This is a genomic window from Thermogemmatispora tikiterensis, assembly GCF_003268475.1.
Taxonomy (GTDB): Bacteria; Chloroflexota; Ktedonobacteria; order Ktedonobacterales; family Ktedonobacteraceae; genus Thermogemmatispora; species Thermogemmatispora tikiterensis.
This window is the reverse complement of sequence record NZ_MCIF01000002.1, coordinates 3,824,517-3,843,321: the sequence shown is the minus strand read 5'-3', so window position 1 is coordinate 3,843,321 and position 18,805 is coordinate 3,824,517. Positions and strand designations below refer to the sequence as shown.

Here is an 18,805-nt window from a genome sequence, read left to right as displayed (position 1 = left end):
ACATGATCTTACGCTCACGCGCCCCGCAGGAGGAAGAATCAGGAGGCAGGCGCAAGCAAACATTGAGGTGAGCGGGTCAGACAGGCCGGCCCGGCCATTGGGAGTACCCTGCTATACTGGACACACAAGCAGAATCATATCGTCGAGGAGGATCAGCGGCCATGCTGCTATCTGCGCTAGCCCCTGGAGATCAGGCCCCCGCCCGCGCTCGCTCGCTTGCCGAAGTCTCGCCGCAGCGCGATCTGTCTCCTTGCCTGGACTACATCTGGCAGACCTACTTTGCCGATATTCCGCGCGTCAATGAAGTGCAGATCGCCTATTGCCAGCCCTGGAAGCGCCGCCTGGGGCTAATCCGCCTCTCGGAAGAGAGCGGTATCACCTTTATTGGCATCAATCTCCTCTTACAGCATGAGCTTGTCCCAGAGCAGGTCTTGCTCATTACCATCGCCCACGAGCTGGCTCACTATGCCCACGGTTTTGGTTCGCCCCTGCCACGCCGCTATCGCCATCCACATGCTTATAATGTGGTCAACGATGAATTGGATCGGCGCGGCCTGCACGAAGCGCGCCGCCTCTGCGATGAGTGGATTGACAACCAGTGGTTTGCGTTTTATGATATGGCCCAGCAATCCGGTTGGATAGAGGCCCGGGGCAGGCCTCAACGGCGCTAAGCCTCAGCGGGCCTGGCTGCCCCGCCGCCGACTCCGATCAAGTAATCGATCGATCAAGGGCATGTGAAGCGAGCCGGATCGCTCTGATCCGCGAGGCGCTTGCCTTCCTGGGAGGTTAATCGTTCCTATCTGTTGGCTTCCTTTGTTTGCTCGCTTGCTTGCTCAGCTCACGCGTCGATGCACGCGCTCGCCAGTGAGCCAGCCAGTCAGCCAGTCAACGAACGGGCGCGCCTCGCTTTGTCCGCTTCAGTCGCAGCTCTCACTGACTTACGTGCAGGCAGGCCCGTCCGCCGCTCCGCTCTGATTCCGCCTCTGGTCTGCCCCCAGCCAGGAGAGGCAGGCACCAGACCAGCCAGCCAGGCGGGCAAAGAGGGGCAGAAGCGGACTGCAGTGGGCAAAAACCAGGGTTAGGGCAGTTGACATTGCTTTGCGCCTGTGGTATAGTGAAGCTGACTCCCCGGACCAGAACCTCCCGGGTCGTCGATCCGTTTCCGGGTCCTGCAACCAAACCAAACAAGCATTACTTCAGCACAGCAAGCGTACGGTCACCACCTGTTCACGGGTTTCAGAGACGGAAGCCTGTTATGTACCTGTTCCCACCAGCAGCCTTTATGAAATCTAGGTTCAACCAGAAAGGAGAGGGGGCGTGTTCTTTCCCAAAAGGACATAATTCGCCCAACGCAACGTGAACATCGCTGAGCTAGAGACCAAAACGATCGCAGAGTTGCGCGAGATCGCTCGCGACCTCGAACTTTCCGGCTACACAACCCTCAAAAAACAAGACCTCATTTTCCGGCTTCTTCAGCAGCATACCGAGCAGCAGGGCAACATCTTTAGCGCCGGCGTGCTCGAAATTGTGGAGGATGGCTTCGGCTTCCTGCGCCAGGAGCGCTTCTTGCCGGGAAACATGGACGTCTATGTTTCCCAGTCGCAGATCCGCCGCTTCGGCCTGCGCACCGGCGATATGGTGACCGGTCAGGTGCGCCCGCCGAAGGATAACGAGAAGTACTACGGCCTGCTGCGCGTGGAGGCGATCAATGGCATGAACCCGGAAGATGCGAAACGGCGTCCCCACTTCGATAACCTGACGCCCATCTTCCCCCGCGAGATGTTCGATCTGGAAACCGGTCCAACGAACATCGCCGGTCGCCTCATCAACCTGGTCGCCCCCATCGGTCGCGGTCAGCGTGGTCTGATCGTCTCTCCTCCCAAAGCCGGCAAAACGATGCTCCTGAAGGCCATCGCCAACTCGATCACCGAGAAGTACGACGATGTCCATCTGATGGTGGCCCTCATCGGTGAGCGCCCTGAAGAGGTAACGGATATGAAGCGCTCGGTAAAGGCCGAGGTGATCAGCTCGACCTTCGATGAGCCAACTGAGGCCCATACCCGCGTGGCCGAAATGGTGCTGGAGCGCGCCAAACGCCTGGTCGAGGGCGGGCGCGATGTGGTGGTCTTGCTCGATAGCATCACTCGCCTCAGCCGCGCCTATAACCTGGCTGTTCAGCCCAGTGGCCGTACGCTCACTGGCGGACTTGATCCCAGCGCCCTTTTCCCGCCCAAGCGCTTCTTCGGCGCCGCTCGTAAGGTCGAGGAGGGTGGTAGCCTGACAATTATCGCTACGGCTCTGATCGATACCGGTAGCCGCATGGACGATGTGATCTATGAGGAGTTCAAAGGCACCGGTAACATGGAGCTGATCCTCAATCGTAAACTGGCTGAGCGACGGGTCTTCCCAGCCATCGATATCAGCCTCTCCGGCACGCGCCGCGAGGATCTCCTGCTCGATGAGAAGACGCTGCGCGCCGTCGTGCTGATGCGCAGAATGTTCTCAACGTTGGCCGAGCAGCGCGGTCTGGAGGCGATGGAGGCTCTGCTACAGCATATGGCTAAGACGCAGAATAATATGGAGTTCCTGGCTACGCTGAATAAGAGTATCTTGTAGAGAAGCTCGATCAGAGATTGGCATTCACGTTCCTGCTTCTCTCTGCCGGCTGGTCACTTCAGCCTCGTCGGCTTTCGTTCGCCTGTCCGCTTCGTTAGCGTCGCTACGGCGTTGCGCTGTGGCAGTGTGGGCAGTGTGGGCACTGTGGGCACTGTGGCGCTGTCGCATCGTCGCACGGCTTGGCTCCTGGCCCCCTCAACAGTGTCCCTTCTGTTCTGACTGGGCCGCCCGCTCGGTCTCTTTTCTCCACTCCTTTTCCTTCGCCCGCGACGAAGCGAGGCCGCTCGACAGGTTCGACCCCGGCAGGCAGGCTTCGGCTGGTAGTCGCAGCCCCTCGCAGGCGCTCCTATCACGGGGTGGGGTCTTCTCTCGGCTCTCGACCTGGCCTTCGACCAGGGCCGCCTCCCACCCATTGCCTCTTGCTCTCCGCCAGCCCGCTCGCCAGCAAGCGGGAGGTAGCAGAACGAGCAACGAACGTGAGCGCAGAGGCGGCTCCTAAAAGGAGAAGAAGACGTGAAACAGGCCAGGTGCTCCTTCCGCTCGTCCGCTGACAGGTGGCTCCGGCTTCGCAACTAAGGGAGCGCAACTAAGAATCAGGCCAGTAAGGCGGCACTCCCAGGTTGCCCGCGGTCTGTACCGCAGCATCAGGGCGCCGCTGGTTGCCGATTGAGCCGCCGAGGACGATGCTCGTGATGCCCCAGAGAGGAGGCTGGCCTCGCTTACTCAGGCGGGTTCGTCGCCGCGCCGGCTGTTCGCGGCTGCTACGCGCCAGTCCGGCTCGGTCAGCTCAACCCAAGATCAGCCTGGCTTGCTCCAGGCAGTGGGCCAGTAGGAGGCCTCCCTCTTCAGAAGATGGTCATCTTGTTCGAGGTCGCTGTTTCTGCTTGCTTTCTTTGCCTATGCTTTTGCTGGTTGATGGTGACAGGGAACCACCGCCTCCTGGTCCCCCAAGCGCCAGGGCTCCGCTCCTTCGGGAGAGCAGCGCACCGGGCTGTTCGCGGGCGGTAGCGCCATCTCTGTGGCAACGCTACCAGGGGCACCTGGCTCTCCGGCCTGCAATTGCAGACTACGACCAGCCAGCGCGTGCCAGGCCAGGATCAAGCAAGGGGTGGTTGTATCTCTCCTGTGAACAGGGGGCTGACCGTGGCAGAAAAAAAGCGCGGCGGGCTGCTTTTCCCGCGCAGCGCTCTTTTTTTATCCCCTCGTTTGGCTGCCGTGAGAGAGACCGAGGCTTCTCCTCTGGTCAAGCGGCGAGGGCACCTGTTTCCAGCGCTTGCCAATAGTTTCCTGTGCCTGGCTGCCGATCCTGCTCTGCTTCTGCTCTCGCCCGGCGCACGGGAATGGATGGGCGACAGAGGGGCCGCTAGAGGGTTACCCGTCGACCGCCCGCCGGCATAGTGAAGCGCAGGAAGCCGCCTTGAGCCAGGCGCGAGCAGACCACGGCGACGGTGTAGAGCGCCAGCAGGGCGACAGCGGTGCGCAGTTCATAGAGGCCGAACTCACTCAGGGTGAGATGCGCCTCACCGCTGGCGAAGAAGCGCCAGAGAGCTGGACCTTGCTGCACTCCTCCAAGAGCGTTGACGGCCAACCCGAGCGTGAGCGAGATCACCAGGTCGATCAGGAAACAGAGGCCTGCCAGGAGCGGCCCAAGCAGCCAGAAACGCCGGCTCATGCGCTCACGCCTGGTCGACTGGATGCGATAGGTTGCCCAGATAGGGCCACCCAGGTACTGCAGGAAGAGAAAGAGGAGGGGCAGCAGCACAAACAACCAGCCAGGGAAGACCTGCGGGCTGATCAAGGCCCCCAGGCGTCCAAGCGTGTAGATCACTATCGCTTCGATGATGCCGCGTCGATAGCTGGTCTTGAAGAAGAGACGCGACTCCTTCTTCTGCGGCCTCTGCTGAGTTGGAGAAGAGGTGTCAGTGGCAGCCACAGCTCCCACCACCACAGCTGCAGCTCCCGCCAGCGCCGCCGGAGAACTCTTCCAGGCCTACAGCCGATGCCGCCCCGACGCGCTGCGTGGCGAAAACCGAGAGCAGACGCCTGACGTTCTCGCTCCCGCACTGGGCACAGGCCACGTCGTCGGCCTGCTCATGGCTGACCAGGAGTTCGAACTGGGATTTGCAATCACTGCAGCGATATTCGTACAATGGCATGAGAAGCGACCTCCGCGTTGTTGCACAAAGAGAGAGGAGCAATCAAGAATGCCACTCCTAATTGTAAGGGAGGGTTGAATAAGCGTCAAGAATAGCTGGTCAGGAGGGGTTTGTTCGCTATGGCTCTGAGAATAGGCATCGTCGGTCTGCCTCAGAGTGGCAAGACGTCGCTTTTTAATGCTCTGACGGGCGCCCAGGCGCCTATTAGTGGCTACGCGACCAGGACGGTGCAGGCCAATACGGCTGTGGTTCAGGTGCCCGATCCGCGGTTGAAGCCGCTGGCAGAGATTTTTAAGCCCAAGAAGGTAACCTATGCCACGGTGGAGTTTGTGGATGTGGCCGGTATGGGTCAGCAGGATGAGGAGGCCCGTAAGGGAGGTCTGAGCGCCGAGTTTCTGGGACATATCCGCAATGCCGACGCACTGGCCATTGTGCTGCGCACCTTTGCTAATGAAAATGTGCCTCACCCGCTCGGAAGCATCGATCCGCTGCGCGATCTGGAGCAGCTCGATAACGAGCTGGCCCTGACCGATCTGGCGACTGTCGAGCGCCGCAGCGAGCGCACGGCCAAGGCGGCCAAATCAGGTGAGAAGAAATATCAGCAAGAGCTGGATCTGCTGGCTCGCTTGCAGGAGGCGCTGAGCAACGGGATACCGGTGCGCCGTCTGGAGCTGAATGCGCAGGAAGAGGCTCTTGTCAAAGAGTTGTTCCTGTTGACGATGAAGCCGCGCATGTATGTGCTGAACGTGAGCGAGGATGTGCTCGCCGAGGCCGCGACCTTGTTGGAGCAGATCCACCAGGGGGCTGAGCCAGCAGTGGAAAGCCTGGCCGGCGAGCTGCGCGGTGTGGCGGCGGTGGCGCTGCGGGCACGCTCTGAGGAGGCCGAGACGGTGGCGGTCTCCGCCCGCCTGGAGGCGGAGCTGAGCGAGCTGGCGCCCGAGGAGGCCGCCGAGTATCTGGCTTCGCTCGGCCTGCCAAAGCTGGGAGCGGAGCGCGTGATCCAGGTCGGCTATCGCTTGCTGAATTTGATTACGTTCCTGACGGTCGGCGAGGATGAGGTACGCGCCTGGACAGTGACGAAAGGTGCGAAGGCCCCCGAGGCCGCTGGCAAGATTCATTCGGACATCGAGCGCGGCTTTATTCGCGCCGAGATCACCCACTTCGATGACTTTATGGCCTGCGGTGGCTCTTTCGCCGCAGCGGCTCGTAAGGGCCTGCAGCGGCTCGAAGGCAAGGATTATGTGATACAGGACGGCGATATCGCTCACTTCCGCTTCAATGTGGGGCGCTGAAGTGAGCGCTGGCCTGACCCGGCTCTGCCCCACCGCTCGCAGGCCCTGTCAGTTCTTCTGCCTGGAGGAAGAGTATGGCTTTTGCTGAGCAAGATACTTTGAAATCGGAAATCGATGAGATGGTGCCGGATATCGTGGCCCTGCGGCGCGATCTGCACCAGCATCCTGAGCTGGCTTTTGAGGAGGTGCGCACTGCCGAGATCGTGGCAGGGCGCCTGCGCGCGCTCGGTTTGGAGGTGCAGACGGGTATCGCTCAGACCGGTGTGGTCGGCCTGCTACGCGGGACCGCCGGTGAGGGCGGTCGCACGCTGGCGATCCGCGCCGATATGGATGCGCTGCCTATTCATGAATTGAACGAGGTCGACTATCGCTCAACGGTCGATGGCAAGATGCACGCCTGTGGCCACGATGGCCATGTCTCGATTGCGCTGGCGGTGGCGACGCTCTTGAGCCGGCACCGCGATCAACTGAAGGGGGCGGTCAAGTTTGTCTTTCAACCGGCAGAGGAGGTGATCGGAGGGGCGGCGCCAATGGTGCAGGCCGGGGTCATGCAGGGCGTGGACGGGGTGATTGGCCTGCACCTCTTTAGCGGCCACCCGGTCGGACGCGTGGGAGTGCGTAGCGGCCCGATTTTCGCCGCCGCCGACCGCCTGGAGCTGCACATCAAGGGCAAGGGCGGTCATGCCGCCATGCCCGAGGGAGCAATCGATCCGGTGGTGACCGCCGCTCAGATTATTCTGGCGCTCCAGACCTTGATCAGCCGTGAGACCTCGCCCTTTGAGCGGGCGGTCTTGACCATTGCCAGTGTTCACGCTGGTTCGGCTTTCAATATCATTCCCGAGGAGGTGGTGCTACAGGGGACACTGCGTACCTTCGACGAGGGATATCGCCAGCGCATCATTGCCCGCCTGCGCGAGATGGCGCAGAGCATTGCCGCCGCTCATCGAGCGACCTGCGAGGTCGAGGTCGCCGATGGCTGCCTGGCCTGTGTCAATGATCCGGCTATGACCGAGGTGGTGCTCCGTGCGGCGGAGGCTGCCGCCGGACCGGAGCGCGTCGATAGCGACGAGCGCGTGATGACGACCGGCAGCGATGATATGGCCTATTTTCTGCATGCTGTGCCCGGCTGCTACTTTATTGTGGGAGCCCGCAATGAGGCTAAGGGTGCTGTCTACCCTCACCATCATCCGCGCTTCAATATCGATGAGGAGGCCCTGCCGGTGGCTGTGGAGGTACTGACGCGGGCCGCGCTCGACTATCTGCATCCCTGACACCTCGAGGTGAGTCGCTCTCGGGAGCATCACCAATACTCAACGTAGCGCTTTCGGCACCTGGTAGCGTGCAGAGAGCCGAGCGCTGGTCGAGCCGAGCAGGCTAGCGAGCTGGCTCGCCGCCGCTCAGCAGCTCTGCACGCTTCTCCCGTAAGTAGTGCGCCAGAACGGCGGGGTCCTCTTTCTGCAAAGCTCGCTCCTTCAGCTCGGCCAGTACCTGCCCCCAGGCTTCTTTCGCCGGTAGATAACGGCTATCGTGTCCGAGTAGCTCGGCGAAGATGCGCCGCTCCAGTTCATGCCAGGTGGAGCGATCGCGCCCGTCCAGTCCTTCGCCGTCGAGTAGATAGTCTCGGTCGCTGGTGTTGTTCTCGACACGGGCATGCAGGGGCTGAAAAGCGGAGCGCAGCAGTTCCTCCAGGCGCTGAAGATCGAGGGCATCGGCGTCAAAAGCCAGGGTTCCCACAAGCTGGACCTGCACGACGGGGCGCTGGCACTGGTCAGCCCCTGCGTAACGCGGCCCTTCGCGCTGACAGAACTCGGCGAGCCGGGCGTAGATGGCTTCGGGGGTCGGCAGGCCGTCGACGCGCAGGTCATAGCGGACAAAGGGGCGGCGGCTGTTGACCAGATGAGTGGCCCGATGATAGCAGGGGCGCTCTGCTGTCCCGCCTGGCTGGGCCTTGCCAGTGTCGATTTCGACAAAGTAGTAGCCTCGTTCCTGCCACTGAGCCTCTTCGGCGCTCCAGGTCTCAGGTGAGCCGGGGTTATAGATCCAGCTTTCAAATTCGTAGGGCTTGTGGATGTGCCCCAGGGCCACATAATCAATGTAGGGGCGCAGGCGCTGAAAGTGGCTCAGCGAGGGCAGTCCCTGTAGACGTGGTACTACTCCTTCGATGCCAGTGTGCATTACGAGCAGGCGATATTCAGGGCCAGCAGCCTCTTCGTGGGCATGCTCGGCAGCCAGGGCTTCGGCCAGCCCTTCCAAACAGCGCAGGGTCGCAGAGCCCTGCCAGGGCAAACCGTAGACCCGCAGCTGTCCCTCTAGCAGATCGACATGCGAGCCAAGCATGGTTTGCCTGCTCCAGGGAGCGATGACCGGCGCGCCTCCACGCATCTGCGGCGCCAGCAGGGTTAAATAGCCTTGATGGCAGAGGAATTGCAGCCAGGAGACGCCATCGCGGTAGTAGCTGCGGTCGTGATTGCCTTCGACAGCAATCACCGGTATCTTGCGCTCGCGCAGACGCCGCAGCCCCTCGATGGCCTGGAGCAGGGTGCGGGCATCGATGGAGCGCTTATTGAAGAGGTCGCCCGCAATCACGACAAAATCAACCTGACGCCGAACCGCCTCGTCCATGATCTCCCAAAAAGCTCGGGCAAAGTCGTTGAAGCGCTCGCCGACGCCGTATTGCTCGTATCCCAGATGAATATCGGCGACATGAATGAAAGATGCTCGCACGCTGATGACTCCTCCCCAGTCTGCTTGCTCGTTTTCTATGCCGTTGCCCCTCACCAGGTGGTCCTGAAGAACCGCAGCTTCAGGCCAGATCAGGCAGGCCCGGTCATCATGGCTCGAATGGCCGCCGCGACGAGCACGAGGGTGGCAATGCTGAAGATGAGCACATCGCGCCGGACGTTTTTGCCGCTGGAGCTATAGGTGAGGGCCACAGGTAGGATGAAGACGACAATGGCTCCGTAGACATAATGGAGCCAGTAGAGGCCCGTGCCGGTTCCAGGACGCAGCCCCATGATGACCATGATGATTCCGAGCAGGCCCTGCAGGGCCGCGACGCAGCCCGTCACAATCAGGGCAATGCGCCAGGCCGGATTGAGGGTCTCGGTCCTCTTGGTGAAGAAGAGGACGAAGCCCCAGATGGTTGTGATCGCGCCTGTCGCCAGGACCAGAAACTGGTTCCAATAGTGGAGTGTGATGAAAACCTGTGCCATTGTATGCCTAGCGCAACCGTTGGGTCACCACACCAGGCTCTGCGGCGCCGGGGGCCGGGCCGGCCAGCCTGACGAAGCCACCAGTGGTTGCATCCTTTCAATAAGCTTCTTGTTGTGATAGTGCAAAGTGGACGGGGAGACTCAACTCGCCCTAACTATAGCGCGTCTGGCCCGGGAAAAACAAGAGCGAAGCTGAGTCTGAGTCAATGATGGGAACTTCTGAGCAGCGCGTGCGTCTCTTTGTTAGCAGGGATCTTGTCCCTCCCTGCCGAAGAGCGACTGGGAAAAGATGGGGGGACCTCCCCCAAGGGTGCCTTTGTATGTATGTAGATAGGGTAGCCAAGGAGGCGATGGAGGATGGTGAGCATCCACTGCCCAAACAAGAGATCTTTGCCAGCCAGAGCCTGGTTGACCAGGCTCCGCCGTCTGGGCTGGGCCATGATGCTGCTGCTGCTCGCTGCCTGCACCAGCACGGCCCAGGCTACCGCTGGGACCGCCAGCAATGGGCCGCACCAGAACCAGCCGGGCAGGCCGGCCACTTCTGCCGTTGCGACTCCCCAGTCACCACAGTCTCTCAATTGCGGCAGCATTCACGGCGTCGGCTCTCAGGGCAGCAGTCCGCGTGGCGAGAACCCGCTTCCCGCAGAGGCCTGTTTGCTCCAGGCTTTCCTTCACTGCCAGCCGGCCCGGCTGGACTATACCCGCATCGAGGTCGACAGCGGCTTCATCCATCATTTTCGCCTTGAGCTCCAGCAGGGGCACTGCCTGCTCAGCGACGCTACAGCCATTTTTATCGCTCCCTCGCCCCCACGTCCAGCGGCCAGCTATAGCTGTCGCGCGGTGACAATGGAACGCGGTCGCTATCGCGTTGTCGGCTGCGGCGCTGAGGGCGATATTCTCCTGCCCACGCGCTCAGCCTCAGCGACGAGCGCAGAGAGCTGAAGCCGCTTCACTGCTGAGCGGGCAGCAGCGCAGCAAGGGCCCGGGCATAGGCTCTATAAGCCTCTTCTCCATAGAGCACCAGCATGACGCGCTTGAGCGAGGTCGGCTTCTGTACGTGAGCAATGATTGTACGCAGGGCAATGGGTGCAGCCTCGTCCAGCGGATAGCCATAGGCGCCAGTGCTGAGCGAGGGGAAGGCAATGCTCTGCAGGCCGTATTGCTCAGCCAGATCGAGACAGCGTTGATAAGCGCTGGCCAGCAGACGCGGAGCATCGCGATCAACGCCATAGATGGGGCCAACGGCGTGAAAGACGTATTTAGCGCGCAGTCGCCCTGCCGTCGTGACCACGGCGCTGCCGGTAGGACAGCCGCCAATCTTGCGGCATTCTTCCATGATCTGCGGGCCGCCGGCGCGATGGATGGCTCCATCAACTCCTCCGCCTCCAGCCAGGGCTGAGTTGGCGGCGTTCACAATGGCATCCGCCTCTACCTCGACAATGTTGCCCTGCATCAGGGCGAGCGTCACCCCGTTGATGGTCCGCGTTTCACGTTGCTCTAGCATGCGGTCACCCCTTCTCTGGTGCTGCCAGTGGACGAGAGTTTGGTCGATCAGATCTGGTAACAGGCCAGCCCTGTCTTGCCAGGAGAGGAGCACGCTCCAACTCTGCATCGTGTCGCCGGGCCTGGCCTCCCTTATCCATTGTGGCGGATGCCAGCCAGTCTTGACAAGCACTGGCACAGTGGTCCGGCCAGGGAGCTGGAGCACTTAATGAAGCGGCCCGGAAGGGTTGACTGCCTGCGCTTCTCTCTTCGCCAGCGAGTCGAGGAGCTTACAAGGCTGGCATCAATCCAGGGCCGCCGGCCAGGAGCTGCAGGCGCTCCTGGTTGAGAATGTGTACACGCCCCTGCCGAACGGAGATCGCCCCGGCAGCCTCCAGCTCTCTGAGGGCGCGCCCAACGACCTCGCGTGCCGTGCCCGCGATGGCGGCCATCTCCTGCTGGGTCAGGCGGCGGACCTGACGGCCCTCAGCCAGGGCCTGCTCTTGTTCCAAGAGGATGCGCGCTACTCGCGCCGTGACGTGGCGGAACGAGAGGTCTTCAACCAGGCCCACCAGGTGGCGTAGAGCCAGCGCCAGGGCGGCGATTACCCCCTCTGCCACCGCAGGCCGCTCGCTGATCAGTCGACGTAGCTCTTCGCGGCTAATGCTATAGACGGTACTCGGTTCCAGGGCGGCTACACTCGCGGGATTGGGGCCGCCATCCAGTGCTGGCACGTCGTTGAAGGTAGAACCAGCGCTGATCAGGCGCAAGACCTGCTCTTTGCCTTCGGGCGAGAGCTTGAAAACCTTAACCAGCCCGCTCTGCACATAATACAGCGCGCCGCCGCGATCTCCTTCCATGATGATCAACTCACCGCGTTCGTAGCGCCGCTCCCTGGTGACCGTGGCCACGCGCTTCAGGTCCTCGCTCCCCAAGGCGGCGAACATTGGTATGCGGCGTACCGCCTCAATATCGATTGTCATCTTCTCCTCACCATTCGCTGCCAGCCAAAGAAAGCCAACTCAGTGCCGTGTTTGCCAGATGCGACAAAAGTTACGGTGACAGCCTATCCTGAGCTGTACACTACAGAATTGTAGCGCCGATTGACGAAGCAAGTAAATGGAAGATGCCCGGCAATCTTACCGGGCTGGAAAGGAGGCTTATGGACCTGGACCAGGAAGAGGCCCGGATCTGGCGCGAGCAGGCGACGGCCCTGCTGGACGTGCGCCCTGATCTGGAACGCGGCGATGAACCTTTTGTGCGGATCATGGAGGCGGCTACGCCGCTGAAGAGAGGTGAAACGCTGGTGATTGTGGCCCCTTTTGAGCCAGTACCGCTCTACGGCGTGCTCGGCGGACGCGGCTTCAGCCACGAGACGCTCTGTCTGGCTCCCAATGAATGGGTGGTCCGCTTCACGCGCCAGGAGATCCCCACAGGACAATAAGCACGTAGCAAGGCAGGTGATAACGATGATGCCAATGGCCGGCGGACCCCCTGGAGCAGACGACCGCCCGCGCGCCTTCAGGATTACCGACCAGCAGGCCGGTGGATTGTCCGGGATGATGGGGCGGCGCGGTGTGCCGCTCGGCATACCCCTGCCCTTTCTGGTTACAGGTATCTGTCTGGCTGCTCTGGCCGGCCTTTTGTCACCATTCGTACTGCCCGAGGCTCTCATCAACCGCGGTCTGCCCCACGTCCTGGCCCTTGTCCACACGATGACGCTCGGCTGGCTGACGATGACCATCCTGGGAGCCTCGCAGCAGCTCACGCCGGTGATTGCCGTCACGCCCCTGCATATCAAAGCTCTGACTCCAGTGGTCTACCCTCTCTACTTGGCCGGGGTGTTGGTATTGCTGGGCGGCTTCTGGTTCTTTCTTCCCGGGCTGCTTGTGCTCGGGGGTTCACTGGTCATCGTGGCAGTGCTCTGCTATGTGGCCATCCTGGCAACAACCTTGCTCCAGGCTAGCAAGCGCCCGCTGACGGTCTTCTATCTCTTCGCCGCCTTGCTCTATCTTGGCCTGGTCGTTGCGCTCGGCCTGACAGCAGCGCTCAATTTCATCTACGGCTTTCTAGGTCTGGGGGCGCTGCTGGTCCTGCCGATTCACGTGACTCTGGGTGTGGCCGGCTGGCTGACGAATATGCTGGTAGGCGTCTCCTACACGCTGGTGCGTCTCTTCGCGCTGGTGCACGATCACAATGATCGTTTGGGCTGGGTCGTGCTGGGATTGCTGAATCTGGGGATCATTGGGCTGGCCCTCGGCCTGCTGGGGCAGGCAAGCTGGCTGCTACTAGCGGGGGCGATGCTGCTCACACTCAGCGTCTGGCTCTTTGGCTGGGATTACTGGCTCATGCTGCGCCGGCGGCGGAGGCGACCGCTGGACGTGACCCAGTATCACAGTAGTGCAGCCCTCATCTGGCTGCTAGCTGCAGCAACAGCCCTGCCTATCCTGATCGCGATCGGGAGCGCATTGCCAGCCTGGCCTGTGGCCCTCGTGTTCTGCCTGCTCGTCGGCTGGAGCGGGCAGAGCATAGTCGGCTATCTCTACAAGATCGTTCCCTTTCTCGTCTGGCACAGTCGCTATGGACCGCTGGTCGGCCATCAGAAGGTGCCGCTGATGCGCGAGCTGATCCACGAGCGCCTGGCCTGGGCTAGCTTCTGGCTGCTCAACGGGGGACTGGTATTGTTGTTGCCCGCTGTGTTCCTCGTCTGGGATGGCCTGCTGCGCCTGGGCGCGGTCCTGATCGGGGCGAGCCTGGTAGGAGCAGCCGCCAACGTACTCGGCGTGGTGCGCCACCTGGAATGGAAGCTGAGCACGTTGCTCAGCTAGCCCTCGACAGGCACGCCTGTTGGAAGCAGCCTGGTGCCTCAACCGGTCAGGCCAGCCCCAGCAGGCGTCTTCCTTCGGGGGTCAGGCGCTCGGGTGTCCAGCGCGGTTCCCAGACCAGTTCAATCTCGCCGCCCATCAGCTCAGGAATATGGGCCAGCGCCGCCCCAACACCGTCCGCCAGCGACTCATGCATGGGACAGCCGGGCGTGGTGAGCGTCATGCGGATCGTCACAAAGCCGTCCGGCGTCAACTGAATGCCGTAGATCAAACCGAGATCGACAAGATTGACCCCCAGCTCGGGATCATCCACGCTGCGCAGAGCGTCGTAAATCTCCCGCTTGACCCGTTCAATTGTCCTCTCATCAAGCATCGTTGCCATCAGCCCCTTTCGTGCTCAGCTCTTGCAGCAGAGAGAGCGTCTACAGAGAGGCACTGCTCCGCCTCCTCTCCCACACGGGACGAGGCCCGCCCAGGAAAGGGGGCAGAGCAGCAAGCAGTGGCTCACCGTCACCTCACGGGCAAGTATAGCGTGCAGGAGGGCAGCTAAGCTGCGACAAAAGTCACGGTATTTGCGTGGCCAGGCTGCCATACTTAGAGGCAGAAGAGAGAGGGTAGCCTGTTCGGCCAGGGGGCATAGTCCCACAGTCCAGATGCTCCCGGCAGGACAGCTGGCCTTCTGTCTCCCAAGGACGAGCAACTCCGTCCCTGGCTCGTGCTAGCCAGAGCGATCGTCGCCTTTTTGTAGATACATCAGGAGGAAGAAGTTCAAGCATGAGTAACAACGTTAGTGAAACGCTCGACGTGCGTACGATCATACCCCGTGAGCGTCATCCGCTCATCTTCAACCGCCTGGAGGCGCTCCAACCAGGCAGCGCACTGCGCCTGATCAACGACCACGATCCCGCCCCTTTGCGCTATCAATTGATGGCGGAATATCCAGAGGCTTTCGACTGGATACCGGAGCAACAGGGGCCAGAGGAGTGGATCATTCGCATTGTCAAGCGTGCTGGCTGATCTCCCTCTGAATTACCGATTGACAGCAGAGACGATCACCGGGAGGATAGCCTAAGCAAGAGAAGGAGGCATCCAGACAGTATGGAGCAGCAGGAGCAGACCAACACCAGCCCGTCAAGTCATGCCGCCGAGGAGCCAGAGGCCGCCAGTCATTTCAGGGTCTTCGATCTGGCCTCCTCAGCAACTTTCCGCCGCGAGGGACCAGCGGTGCGAGTGCTCTGGGAAAGCACCACGGCGCGCCTGCTGCTGCTCGCCCTGCAGGAGGGGCAGCAGCTAGACGAGCACCGCACGAGCTATCAAGCCTTTATTCAGGTCATCAGCGGACATCTCATATTCAAGCTGGAGCACGAGCGCATCAGTATGCGAGCGGGAACACTGCTCCATCTGGAGCCGCGCGTGGCTCACAGCGTTGAAGCGCTACAGGATAGCCTCTTCCTGATCACCCTGATCGCGGCCAGCACAGAAGGCATGATAGCCAAGGCCGTCGCACCCGCTGCCGAGGAGCTTGCCAGCGAGCCGCAGCGCAGGCCAGGAGGAGGTGAGGGCTGATGTCCGCGGCAGAGGCTACCTCTTCGGCGAGTGCCGCCAATGCGGGCAGAGAGCGCGAGCGACCGCAAGAGCCGTTTAAGCTTGTCTCTCCGGTGTTGCGCGCCTCCCTCCTCATCGGCAGCGGCGGCGGGTTCTTGCTGGCTGCCGTACTCACGGTGACCCAGGCCCTGCACCTCGCCCTTGCGACCTGGTGGAGCGCCCTGGTGCAGGCGCATGGCCATCTCCAGCTCTATGGCTGGGCGGCGCTCTTTGTCATCGGCGTCTCCTTCCACTTCCTGCCACGTCTGCGCGGCACGGCCCTCCCGCTACCGCGGCTGGTGCCCTGGATTCTCGGTCTGCAGACTGGTGGCCTGCTCCTGCGCGCTCTGGCCCAGCCGCTGCTTACCCTGACCGGTCCTGTCCCTCTCCTCTGGAGGCTGGCGCTTGTGGTGAGCGGCGGCAGCGAGGGACTGGCTTTGTTGCTGGCCGCTGCTGAATATCTCCTCCTCTTGCGGCATGGTCCGGCTTTGAGCACGCGTAAAGCCTTTTCAGGGATCGCTCCCTTTATCAGCCTGGCCGCGCTCGCCCTGGCGGTGGCGGCCATCCTGAATCTGGTCAATATGCTGCAGGCGGCTACCCAGAGCGGCCTTGCGCCCCAGCCTGGCGACGACCTTAACGTCAGCCTCGGCCTCTTCGGCTTCCTCATCTCCTTTGCCCTGGCCGTCTCTGCTCAGTCGCTTCCCATGTACGCCGGGTTGGAAGCATTTCCGCGACCTATTCTCTGGCCGCTGGCCGGCGGCTATGGGCTTGGCCTGCTCCTCTTCTGTCTGGGCCTGAGCCTCGCCAAGGGAGCCGAGGTGACTGCCGCTTCGACCGCCTGGCCGCTTCGTTTCCTTGAAGGGCCTGGCCTGCTACTGCTGGGCGGCGTCATCGCCGGCTTTGTCACTATCTTTATCAACATGATGCGCCGACGCGGACGGCTACCGGCCCACGTCGCAGCCCTTTCTCCCTCACCAGAAGCCCTGGCACACTCCTATCGCCGTCACACCGCCCGGCAAAGCCAGGCTTACGGCCCCTTTGTTGCCCTGATTGCCAGCGCCTATCTCTGGGCCTTCTTCTCGGCTCTCCTGCTGATCAGCGCAGGTCTCATCCTGCTTTGGGGCAGCCCGCTCCCCTTCAGTCTTGATGTGCCGCGCCACGGCCTGGCAATGGGCTTCATCACCCTGCTCATCTGCGGCATCGCTCCGCGTATGATCCCGGGTTTCTCCGGCGGCACGATCACCTCGCCCCGGCTGGTGGCGGCCACTCTCTGGCTCGGCAACCTGGCCACCGCCCTGCGTGTTTTCCCCCTGCTCCTGGCCTCACCGCTGGGGAGCCTCTGGTCCGGCAGCTCCCTGCTCTTGAGCCTGCTCTTTGCCCTGTCGGGTCCATCAGGACTGGCTACAGTCGTCTGCCTGGCCTGCAATCTCTGGCCAGCCCTGCGCAGCAGGGGAGGGAAGAGTTGAACAGCGCTCGTCTGGCGACGGTAAAGGGAAACAGGGACAGAGAGAGCAAGATGAACCAGCGGAGCAGAGAGCGAGTCAGGGCCTAAGCCTGAGTTAAGCAAAGGGGATGGAAGGGGAGGCCCGGCACACAGCGGAGAAAGGCAGGGCCGAGAGCAAACGAGCGATCAATCAGTCAAGTGAGTAAACAGCAGCCCCGTGGCCTGCACGAGGAGGAGCAAGGTCGATTGGGGCGATAGGCGCTCTCGCTCACCCCTCTCCCCGCTCCAGCGAGGGCGTGCCAGGGGCTAGGGACCCAGTGGCAGTGAGGAGAAGAGACGCACTACGAGCGACTACAGCTATTTCTTGCTCTGTACAGCTTCGTTCAGCTCCTTACCGGCGGAGAAGCGCACGCGGTTCTTTGCAGGCACCTGAATGGTCTTGCCATCGCGCGGATTGACCCCCTTGCGCGGCGCACTCTTGCGTACCTTAAAGGAGCCGAAGCCAACCAGGCGGACCTCATCGCCGGACTTGAGAGCGTCGCGAATCACGTCCAGCGTCGTTTCCAGAATGATACCCGCCTGCTTCTGAGAGATATCGGCCTTCTGAGCGATGCGCTTGGCCAATTCCTGACGGCCAATCGTCGCAACTTCCTTCTTCTTCGCTGTTGCCATGGAGACCTCCTTACAACACAACTGTCGATGCAAGGCCGCTCCCGGTCTCGGCCCCGAAGACGCCGGGCCAGTCAAGCGGCATGACAACCTCACTGCCAAATAGAATATAGCACGCACTTTTCCGAAATACAAGCGGCTCGTCAAGCTTCAGAGCTAGGTTGTGAAGCTGAATCAGCCTGGGAAGCCAATTCATAGCGAGCGAACAAGTAAAAAATTGGCTCCCCAGGCGGGTTGACAGCTCTACCATAGCCAAAATTTTTAAACAGCAGCGTACAGAATCAAGCCATCATCTGTACGCTCCTGCCTGACATATCCCCCAAGACGCAGGTGCTCTAAGTGAGAGAGGATCTCGGCCACTGCCATCCGACGCGACTCGTCGTTCTTGAGGCGGGAGCCAAAAACCTGCTCGGCGAGCTGATAGGCGTGCTGGGGACGCCGACCGAGCAGCGACAAAATCTCCAGTTCGCGCTGAGCGTGATGCCTGATCAGCTCGCGCACGCGGCGTGCCAGATGGCGGAATGGCTCGCCATGACCCGGAAGTACCAGGCTCGCCGGGAGATGACGCACCTTCTCCAGCGACTGAATGTAGTCCCCCAGTGGATTGGCCCGATTGTACTCCGAATAGAGGCCGATATTGGGCGTGATGCGTGGCAGTACATGGTCGGCGGCCAGCAAGAGACCATCGCGCTCGCGGAAGAGCACAATATGGCCGTCCGAATGACCGGGCGTCCAGATGACGCGGTAGCGCTCCCCAACCAGGGTAATCTCAGCTCCATCTTCGACGTGGGTAATAGCCTCCGCCGGCGGGACGCGAATGACAAAGTTCATCACCTCCGGTGGCAGCTGTGAGCTGACTGTCGGTTCCAGCGGCGGCATTCCATGCGGCCTGAAAAACTGATTCGCCAGAGCGAAGGAGCGCTGATGACCACTACGATCGCTCTGGCCATCCCGCCACATCGCCTGCATAATGGCGGCATCGATGGGATGCATATAGACCGTGGCGCCGCTCTGCTCCTGCAATTCTGCCGACAGGCCAACATGGTCGGGATGATGGTGCGAGAGCACTAAAGCCCGCAACTCCCGTAGCTGCAAGCCGGCACGCTCCAGCCCCTCAGTCAGGACGGCACGGGCCTCGGGCGTTCCCATCGCTGCATCGACCAGGGCCCAGCCATCACGGCCCACCAGGGCATAGACGTTGACCGTGCGCAGAGGAAAAGGAATGGGCACAGTGATCTTCCAGACGCCACTCACAACCTCCTGGGCTCCCGGCGTCAGCTCGGCGGGATGCCTGGGGCGCTCATCAGCCGTGGCACGGTTCTTCTTATCGTCACTCAAGAGAGTCACCTTCACTCGCTACTCTCTCCAGCCGGGCAGATCGCTAGCAGCTTCACACCCTCGCCTGTCCTATACAACCCTCCCCTGCTTCTTCTGGCCCTCTGCCCCACGACCGGAGACTTGAATAGAGGGACAAACAGAGACAGAAACGCTCAATCTCCATGAGAGAGTGCCCACCGGCTGGTCA

Annotated in this window: 19 protein-coding genes; 10 read left to right on the top strand and 9 right to left on the bottom strand. The window is 61.6% G+C overall.

Going from position 1 to position 18,805, the window contains the following annotated elements:
* Nucleotides 1–161 precede the first annotated feature (161 nt).
* Nucleotides 162–671, top strand: coding sequence for a hypothetical protein (locus tag A4R35_RS15425; protein ID WP_112430865.1), 510 nt, complete (start codon nucleotides 162–164; stop codon nucleotides 669–671).
* A gap of 685 nt (nucleotides 672–1,356) precedes the next feature.
* Nucleotides 1,357–2,616, top strand: coding sequence for a transcription termination factor Rho (gene rho, locus A4R35_RS15420; protein WP_112430863.1), 1,260 nt, complete (start codon nucleotides 1,357–1,359; stop codon nucleotides 2,614–2,616).
* 1,363 nt (nucleotides 2,617–3,979) lie between these two features.
* On the opposite strand, the gene A4R35_RS15410 is transcribed toward rho, so the two are convergent.
* Together A4R35_RS15410 and A4R35_RS15405 are read right to left on the bottom strand one after the other, a co-directional pair.
* Nucleotides 3,980–4,564 carry a hypothetical protein gene (locus A4R35_RS15410; RefSeq protein ID WP_112430859.1) on the bottom strand — a complete coding sequence of 195 codons (585 nt, stop codon included), beginning with the start codon at nucleotides 4,562–4,564 and terminating at the stop codon, nucleotides 3,980–3,982.
* The gene (locus A4R35_RS15405) at nucleotides 4,536–4,772 is read right to left on the bottom strand and encodes an FmdB family zinc ribbon protein (RefSeq protein ID WP_112430857.1); all 237 of its coding nucleotides are present in this window, start codon (nucleotides 4,770–4,772) and stop codon (nucleotides 4,536–4,538) included. The genes A4R35_RS15410 and A4R35_RS15405 overlap by 29 nt, the downstream gene beginning before the upstream one ends.
* A 119-nt stretch (nucleotides 4,773–4,891) precedes the next feature.
* Between A4R35_RS15405 and ychF the strand changes: the two genes are divergently transcribed.
* Nucleotides 4,892–6,064, top strand: coding sequence for a redox-regulated ATPase YchF (gene ychF, locus A4R35_RS15400; protein WP_189361872.1), 1,173 nt, complete (start codon nucleotides 4,892–4,894; stop codon nucleotides 6,062–6,064).
* Between the two features lie 74 nt (nucleotides 6,065–6,138).
* A complete protein-coding gene (locus tag A4R35_RS15395) occupies nucleotides 6,139–7,335 on the top strand; it encodes a M20 metallopeptidase family protein (protein WP_112430855.1) in 1,197 nt (398 codons plus the stop codon).
* A 103-nt stretch (nucleotides 7,336–7,438) separates the two neighbouring features.
* Here the strand turns inward: A4R35_RS15395 and A4R35_RS15390 are convergent, their stop codons facing one another.
* Nucleotides 7,439–8,788, bottom strand: a complete 1,350-nt coding sequence (locus tag A4R35_RS15390) for a metallophosphoesterase family protein (protein ID WP_189361870.1) — start codon at nucleotides 8,786–8,788, stop codon at nucleotides 7,439–7,441.
* A gap of 89 nt (nucleotides 8,789–8,877) precedes the next feature.
* The gene (locus A4R35_RS15385) at nucleotides 8,878–9,276 is read right to left on the bottom strand and encodes a hypothetical protein (RefSeq protein WP_112430852.1); all 399 of its coding nucleotides are present in this window, start codon (nucleotides 9,274–9,276) and stop codon (nucleotides 8,878–8,880) included.
* A gap of 390 nt (nucleotides 9,277–9,666) precedes the next feature.
* On the opposite strand from A4R35_RS15385, the gene A4R35_RS15380 reads away from it, so the two are divergent.
* A complete protein-coding gene (locus tag A4R35_RS15380) occupies nucleotides 9,667–10,218 on the top strand; it encodes a hypothetical protein (RefSeq protein WP_146747232.1) in 552 nt (183 codons plus the stop codon).
* Nucleotides 10,219–10,225: 7 nt separating this feature from the next.
* Here A4R35_RS15380 and A4R35_RS15375 read toward each other — a convergent pair whose 3' ends face one another.
* Both A4R35_RS15375 and A4R35_RS15370 read right to left on the bottom strand, forming a co-directional pair.
* Complete coding sequence (locus tag A4R35_RS15375) at nucleotides 10,226–10,780, bottom strand: O-acetyl-ADP-ribose deacetylase (RefSeq protein WP_112430848.1); 555 nt, start codon at nucleotides 10,778–10,780, stop codon at nucleotides 10,226–10,228.
* 268 nt (nucleotides 10,781–11,048) lie between these two features.
* Nucleotides 11,049–11,741, bottom strand: coding sequence for a Crp/Fnr family transcriptional regulator (locus A4R35_RS15370; protein WP_112430846.1), 693 nt, complete (start codon nucleotides 11,739–11,741; stop codon nucleotides 11,049–11,051).
* A 179-nt stretch (nucleotides 11,742–11,920) separates the two neighbouring features.
* On the opposite strand from A4R35_RS15370, the gene A4R35_RS15365 reads away from it, so the two are divergent.
* Together A4R35_RS15365 and A4R35_RS15360 are read left to right on the top strand one after the other, a co-directional pair.
* Nucleotides 11,921–12,202 (top strand): DUF2249 domain-containing protein, encoded by a 282-nt coding sequence (locus A4R35_RS15365; protein WP_223258354.1) that lies wholly within the window; start codon nucleotides 11,921–11,923, stop codon nucleotides 12,200–12,202.
* 25 nt (nucleotides 12,203–12,227) lie between these two features.
* On the top strand, nucleotides 12,228–13,586 hold the full coding sequence (locus A4R35_RS15360; protein WP_112430842.1) for a hypothetical protein: 1,359 nt from the start codon (nucleotides 12,228–12,230) through the stop codon (nucleotides 13,584–13,586).
* Nucleotides 13,587–13,632: 46 nt separating this feature from the next.
* Here the strand turns inward: A4R35_RS15360 and A4R35_RS15355 are convergent, their stop codons facing one another.
* Nucleotides 13,633–13,965 carry a metal-sulfur cluster assembly factor gene (locus tag A4R35_RS15355; RefSeq protein ID WP_223258353.1) on the bottom strand — a complete coding sequence of 111 codons (333 nt, stop codon included), beginning with the start codon at nucleotides 13,963–13,965 and terminating at the stop codon, nucleotides 13,633–13,635.
* Nucleotides 13,966–14,357: 392 nt separating this feature from the next.
* Here A4R35_RS15355 and A4R35_RS15350 point away from each other — a divergent pair, with 392 nt between their 5' ends.
* From A4R35_RS15350 to A4R35_RS15340, 3 genes are all read left to right on the top strand, one after another.
* Nucleotides 14,358–14,600, top strand: coding sequence for a DUF2249 domain-containing protein (locus A4R35_RS15350; protein ID WP_112430840.1), 243 nt, complete (start codon nucleotides 14,358–14,360; stop codon nucleotides 14,598–14,600).
* An 81-nt stretch (nucleotides 14,601–14,681) separates the two neighbouring features.
* The gene (locus A4R35_RS15345; protein WP_112430838.1) at nucleotides 14,682–15,149 is read left to right on the top strand and encodes a cupin domain-containing protein; all 468 of its coding nucleotides are present in this window, start codon (nucleotides 14,682–14,684) and stop codon (nucleotides 15,147–15,149) included.
* Complete coding sequence (locus A4R35_RS15340; RefSeq protein WP_112430836.1) at nucleotides 15,149–16,633, top strand: hypothetical protein; 1,485 nt, start codon at nucleotides 15,149–15,151, stop codon at nucleotides 16,631–16,633. The genes A4R35_RS15345 and A4R35_RS15340 overlap by 1 nt, the downstream gene beginning before the upstream one ends.
* Nucleotides 16,634–16,968: 335 nt before the next feature.
* Here the strand turns inward: A4R35_RS15340 and A4R35_RS15335 are convergent, their stop codons facing one another.
* The gene (locus A4R35_RS15335) at nucleotides 16,969–17,283 is read right to left on the bottom strand and encodes an HU family DNA-binding protein (RefSeq protein WP_112430834.1); all 315 of its coding nucleotides are present in this window, start codon (nucleotides 17,281–17,283) and stop codon (nucleotides 16,969–16,971) included.
* Nucleotides 17,284–17,541: 258 nt separating this feature from the next.
* On the bottom strand, nucleotides 17,542–18,618 hold the full coding sequence (locus A4R35_RS15325) for an MBL fold metallo-hydrolase (RefSeq protein ID WP_189361868.1): 1,077 nt from the start codon (nucleotides 18,616–18,618) through the stop codon (nucleotides 17,542–17,544).
* Nucleotides 18,619–18,805 lie beyond the last annotated feature (187 nt).

What these genes read in the sequence shown, in the direction of transcription:
- A4R35_RS15425 (WP_112430865.1), top strand. Translation starts at nt 162, where the DNA reads ATGCTGCTATCTGCGCTAGCCCCTGGAGATCAGGCCCCCGCCCGCGCT.
- A4R35_RS15405 (WP_112430857.1), bottom strand. Translation starts at nt 4,772, where the DNA reads ATGCCATTGTACGAATATCGCTGCAGTGATTGCAAATCCCAGTTCGAA.
- ychF (WP_189361872.1), top strand. Translation starts at nt 4,892, where the DNA reads ATGGCTCTGAGAATAGGCATCGTCGGTCTGCCTCAGAGTGGCAAGACG.
- A4R35_RS15395 (WP_112430855.1), top strand. Translation starts at nt 6,139, where the DNA reads ATGGCTTTTGCTGAGCAAGATACTTTGAAATCGGAAATCGATGAGATG.
- A4R35_RS15385 (WP_112430852.1), bottom strand. Translation starts at nt 9,276, where the DNA reads ATGGCACAGGTTTTCATCACACTCCACTATTGGAACCAGTTTCTGGTC.
- A4R35_RS15375 (WP_112430848.1), bottom strand. Translation starts at nt 10,780, where the DNA reads ATGCTAGAGCAACGTGAAACGCGGACCATCAACGGGGTGACGCTCGCC.
- A4R35_RS15370 (WP_112430846.1), bottom strand. Translation starts at nt 11,741, where the DNA reads ATGACAATCGATATTGAGGCGGTACGCCGCATACCAATGTTCGCCGCC.
- A4R35_RS15365 (WP_223258354.1), top strand. Translation starts at nt 11,921, where the DNA reads ATGGACCTGGACCAGGAAGAGGCCCGGATCTGGCGCGAGCAGGCGACG.
- A4R35_RS15360 (WP_112430842.1), top strand. Translation starts at nt 12,228, where the DNA reads ATGATGCCAATGGCCGGCGGACCCCCTGGAGCAGACGACCGCCCGCGC.
- A4R35_RS15355 (WP_223258353.1), bottom strand. Translation starts at nt 13,965, where the DNA reads ATGGCAACGATGCTTGATGAGAGGACAATTGAACGGGTCAAGCGGGAG.
- A4R35_RS15350 (WP_112430840.1), top strand. Translation starts at nt 14,358, where the DNA reads ATGAGTAACAACGTTAGTGAAACGCTCGACGTGCGTACGATCATACCC.
- A4R35_RS15345 (WP_112430838.1), top strand. Translation starts at nt 14,682, where the DNA reads ATGGAGCAGCAGGAGCAGACCAACACCAGCCCGTCAAGTCATGCCGCC.
- A4R35_RS15340 (WP_112430836.1), top strand. Translation starts at nt 15,149, where the DNA reads ATGTCCGCGGCAGAGGCTACCTCTTCGGCGAGTGCCGCCAATGCGGGC.
- A4R35_RS15335 (WP_112430834.1), bottom strand. Translation starts at nt 17,283, where the DNA reads ATGGCAACAGCGAAGAAGAAGGAAGTTGCGACGATTGGCCGTCAGGAA.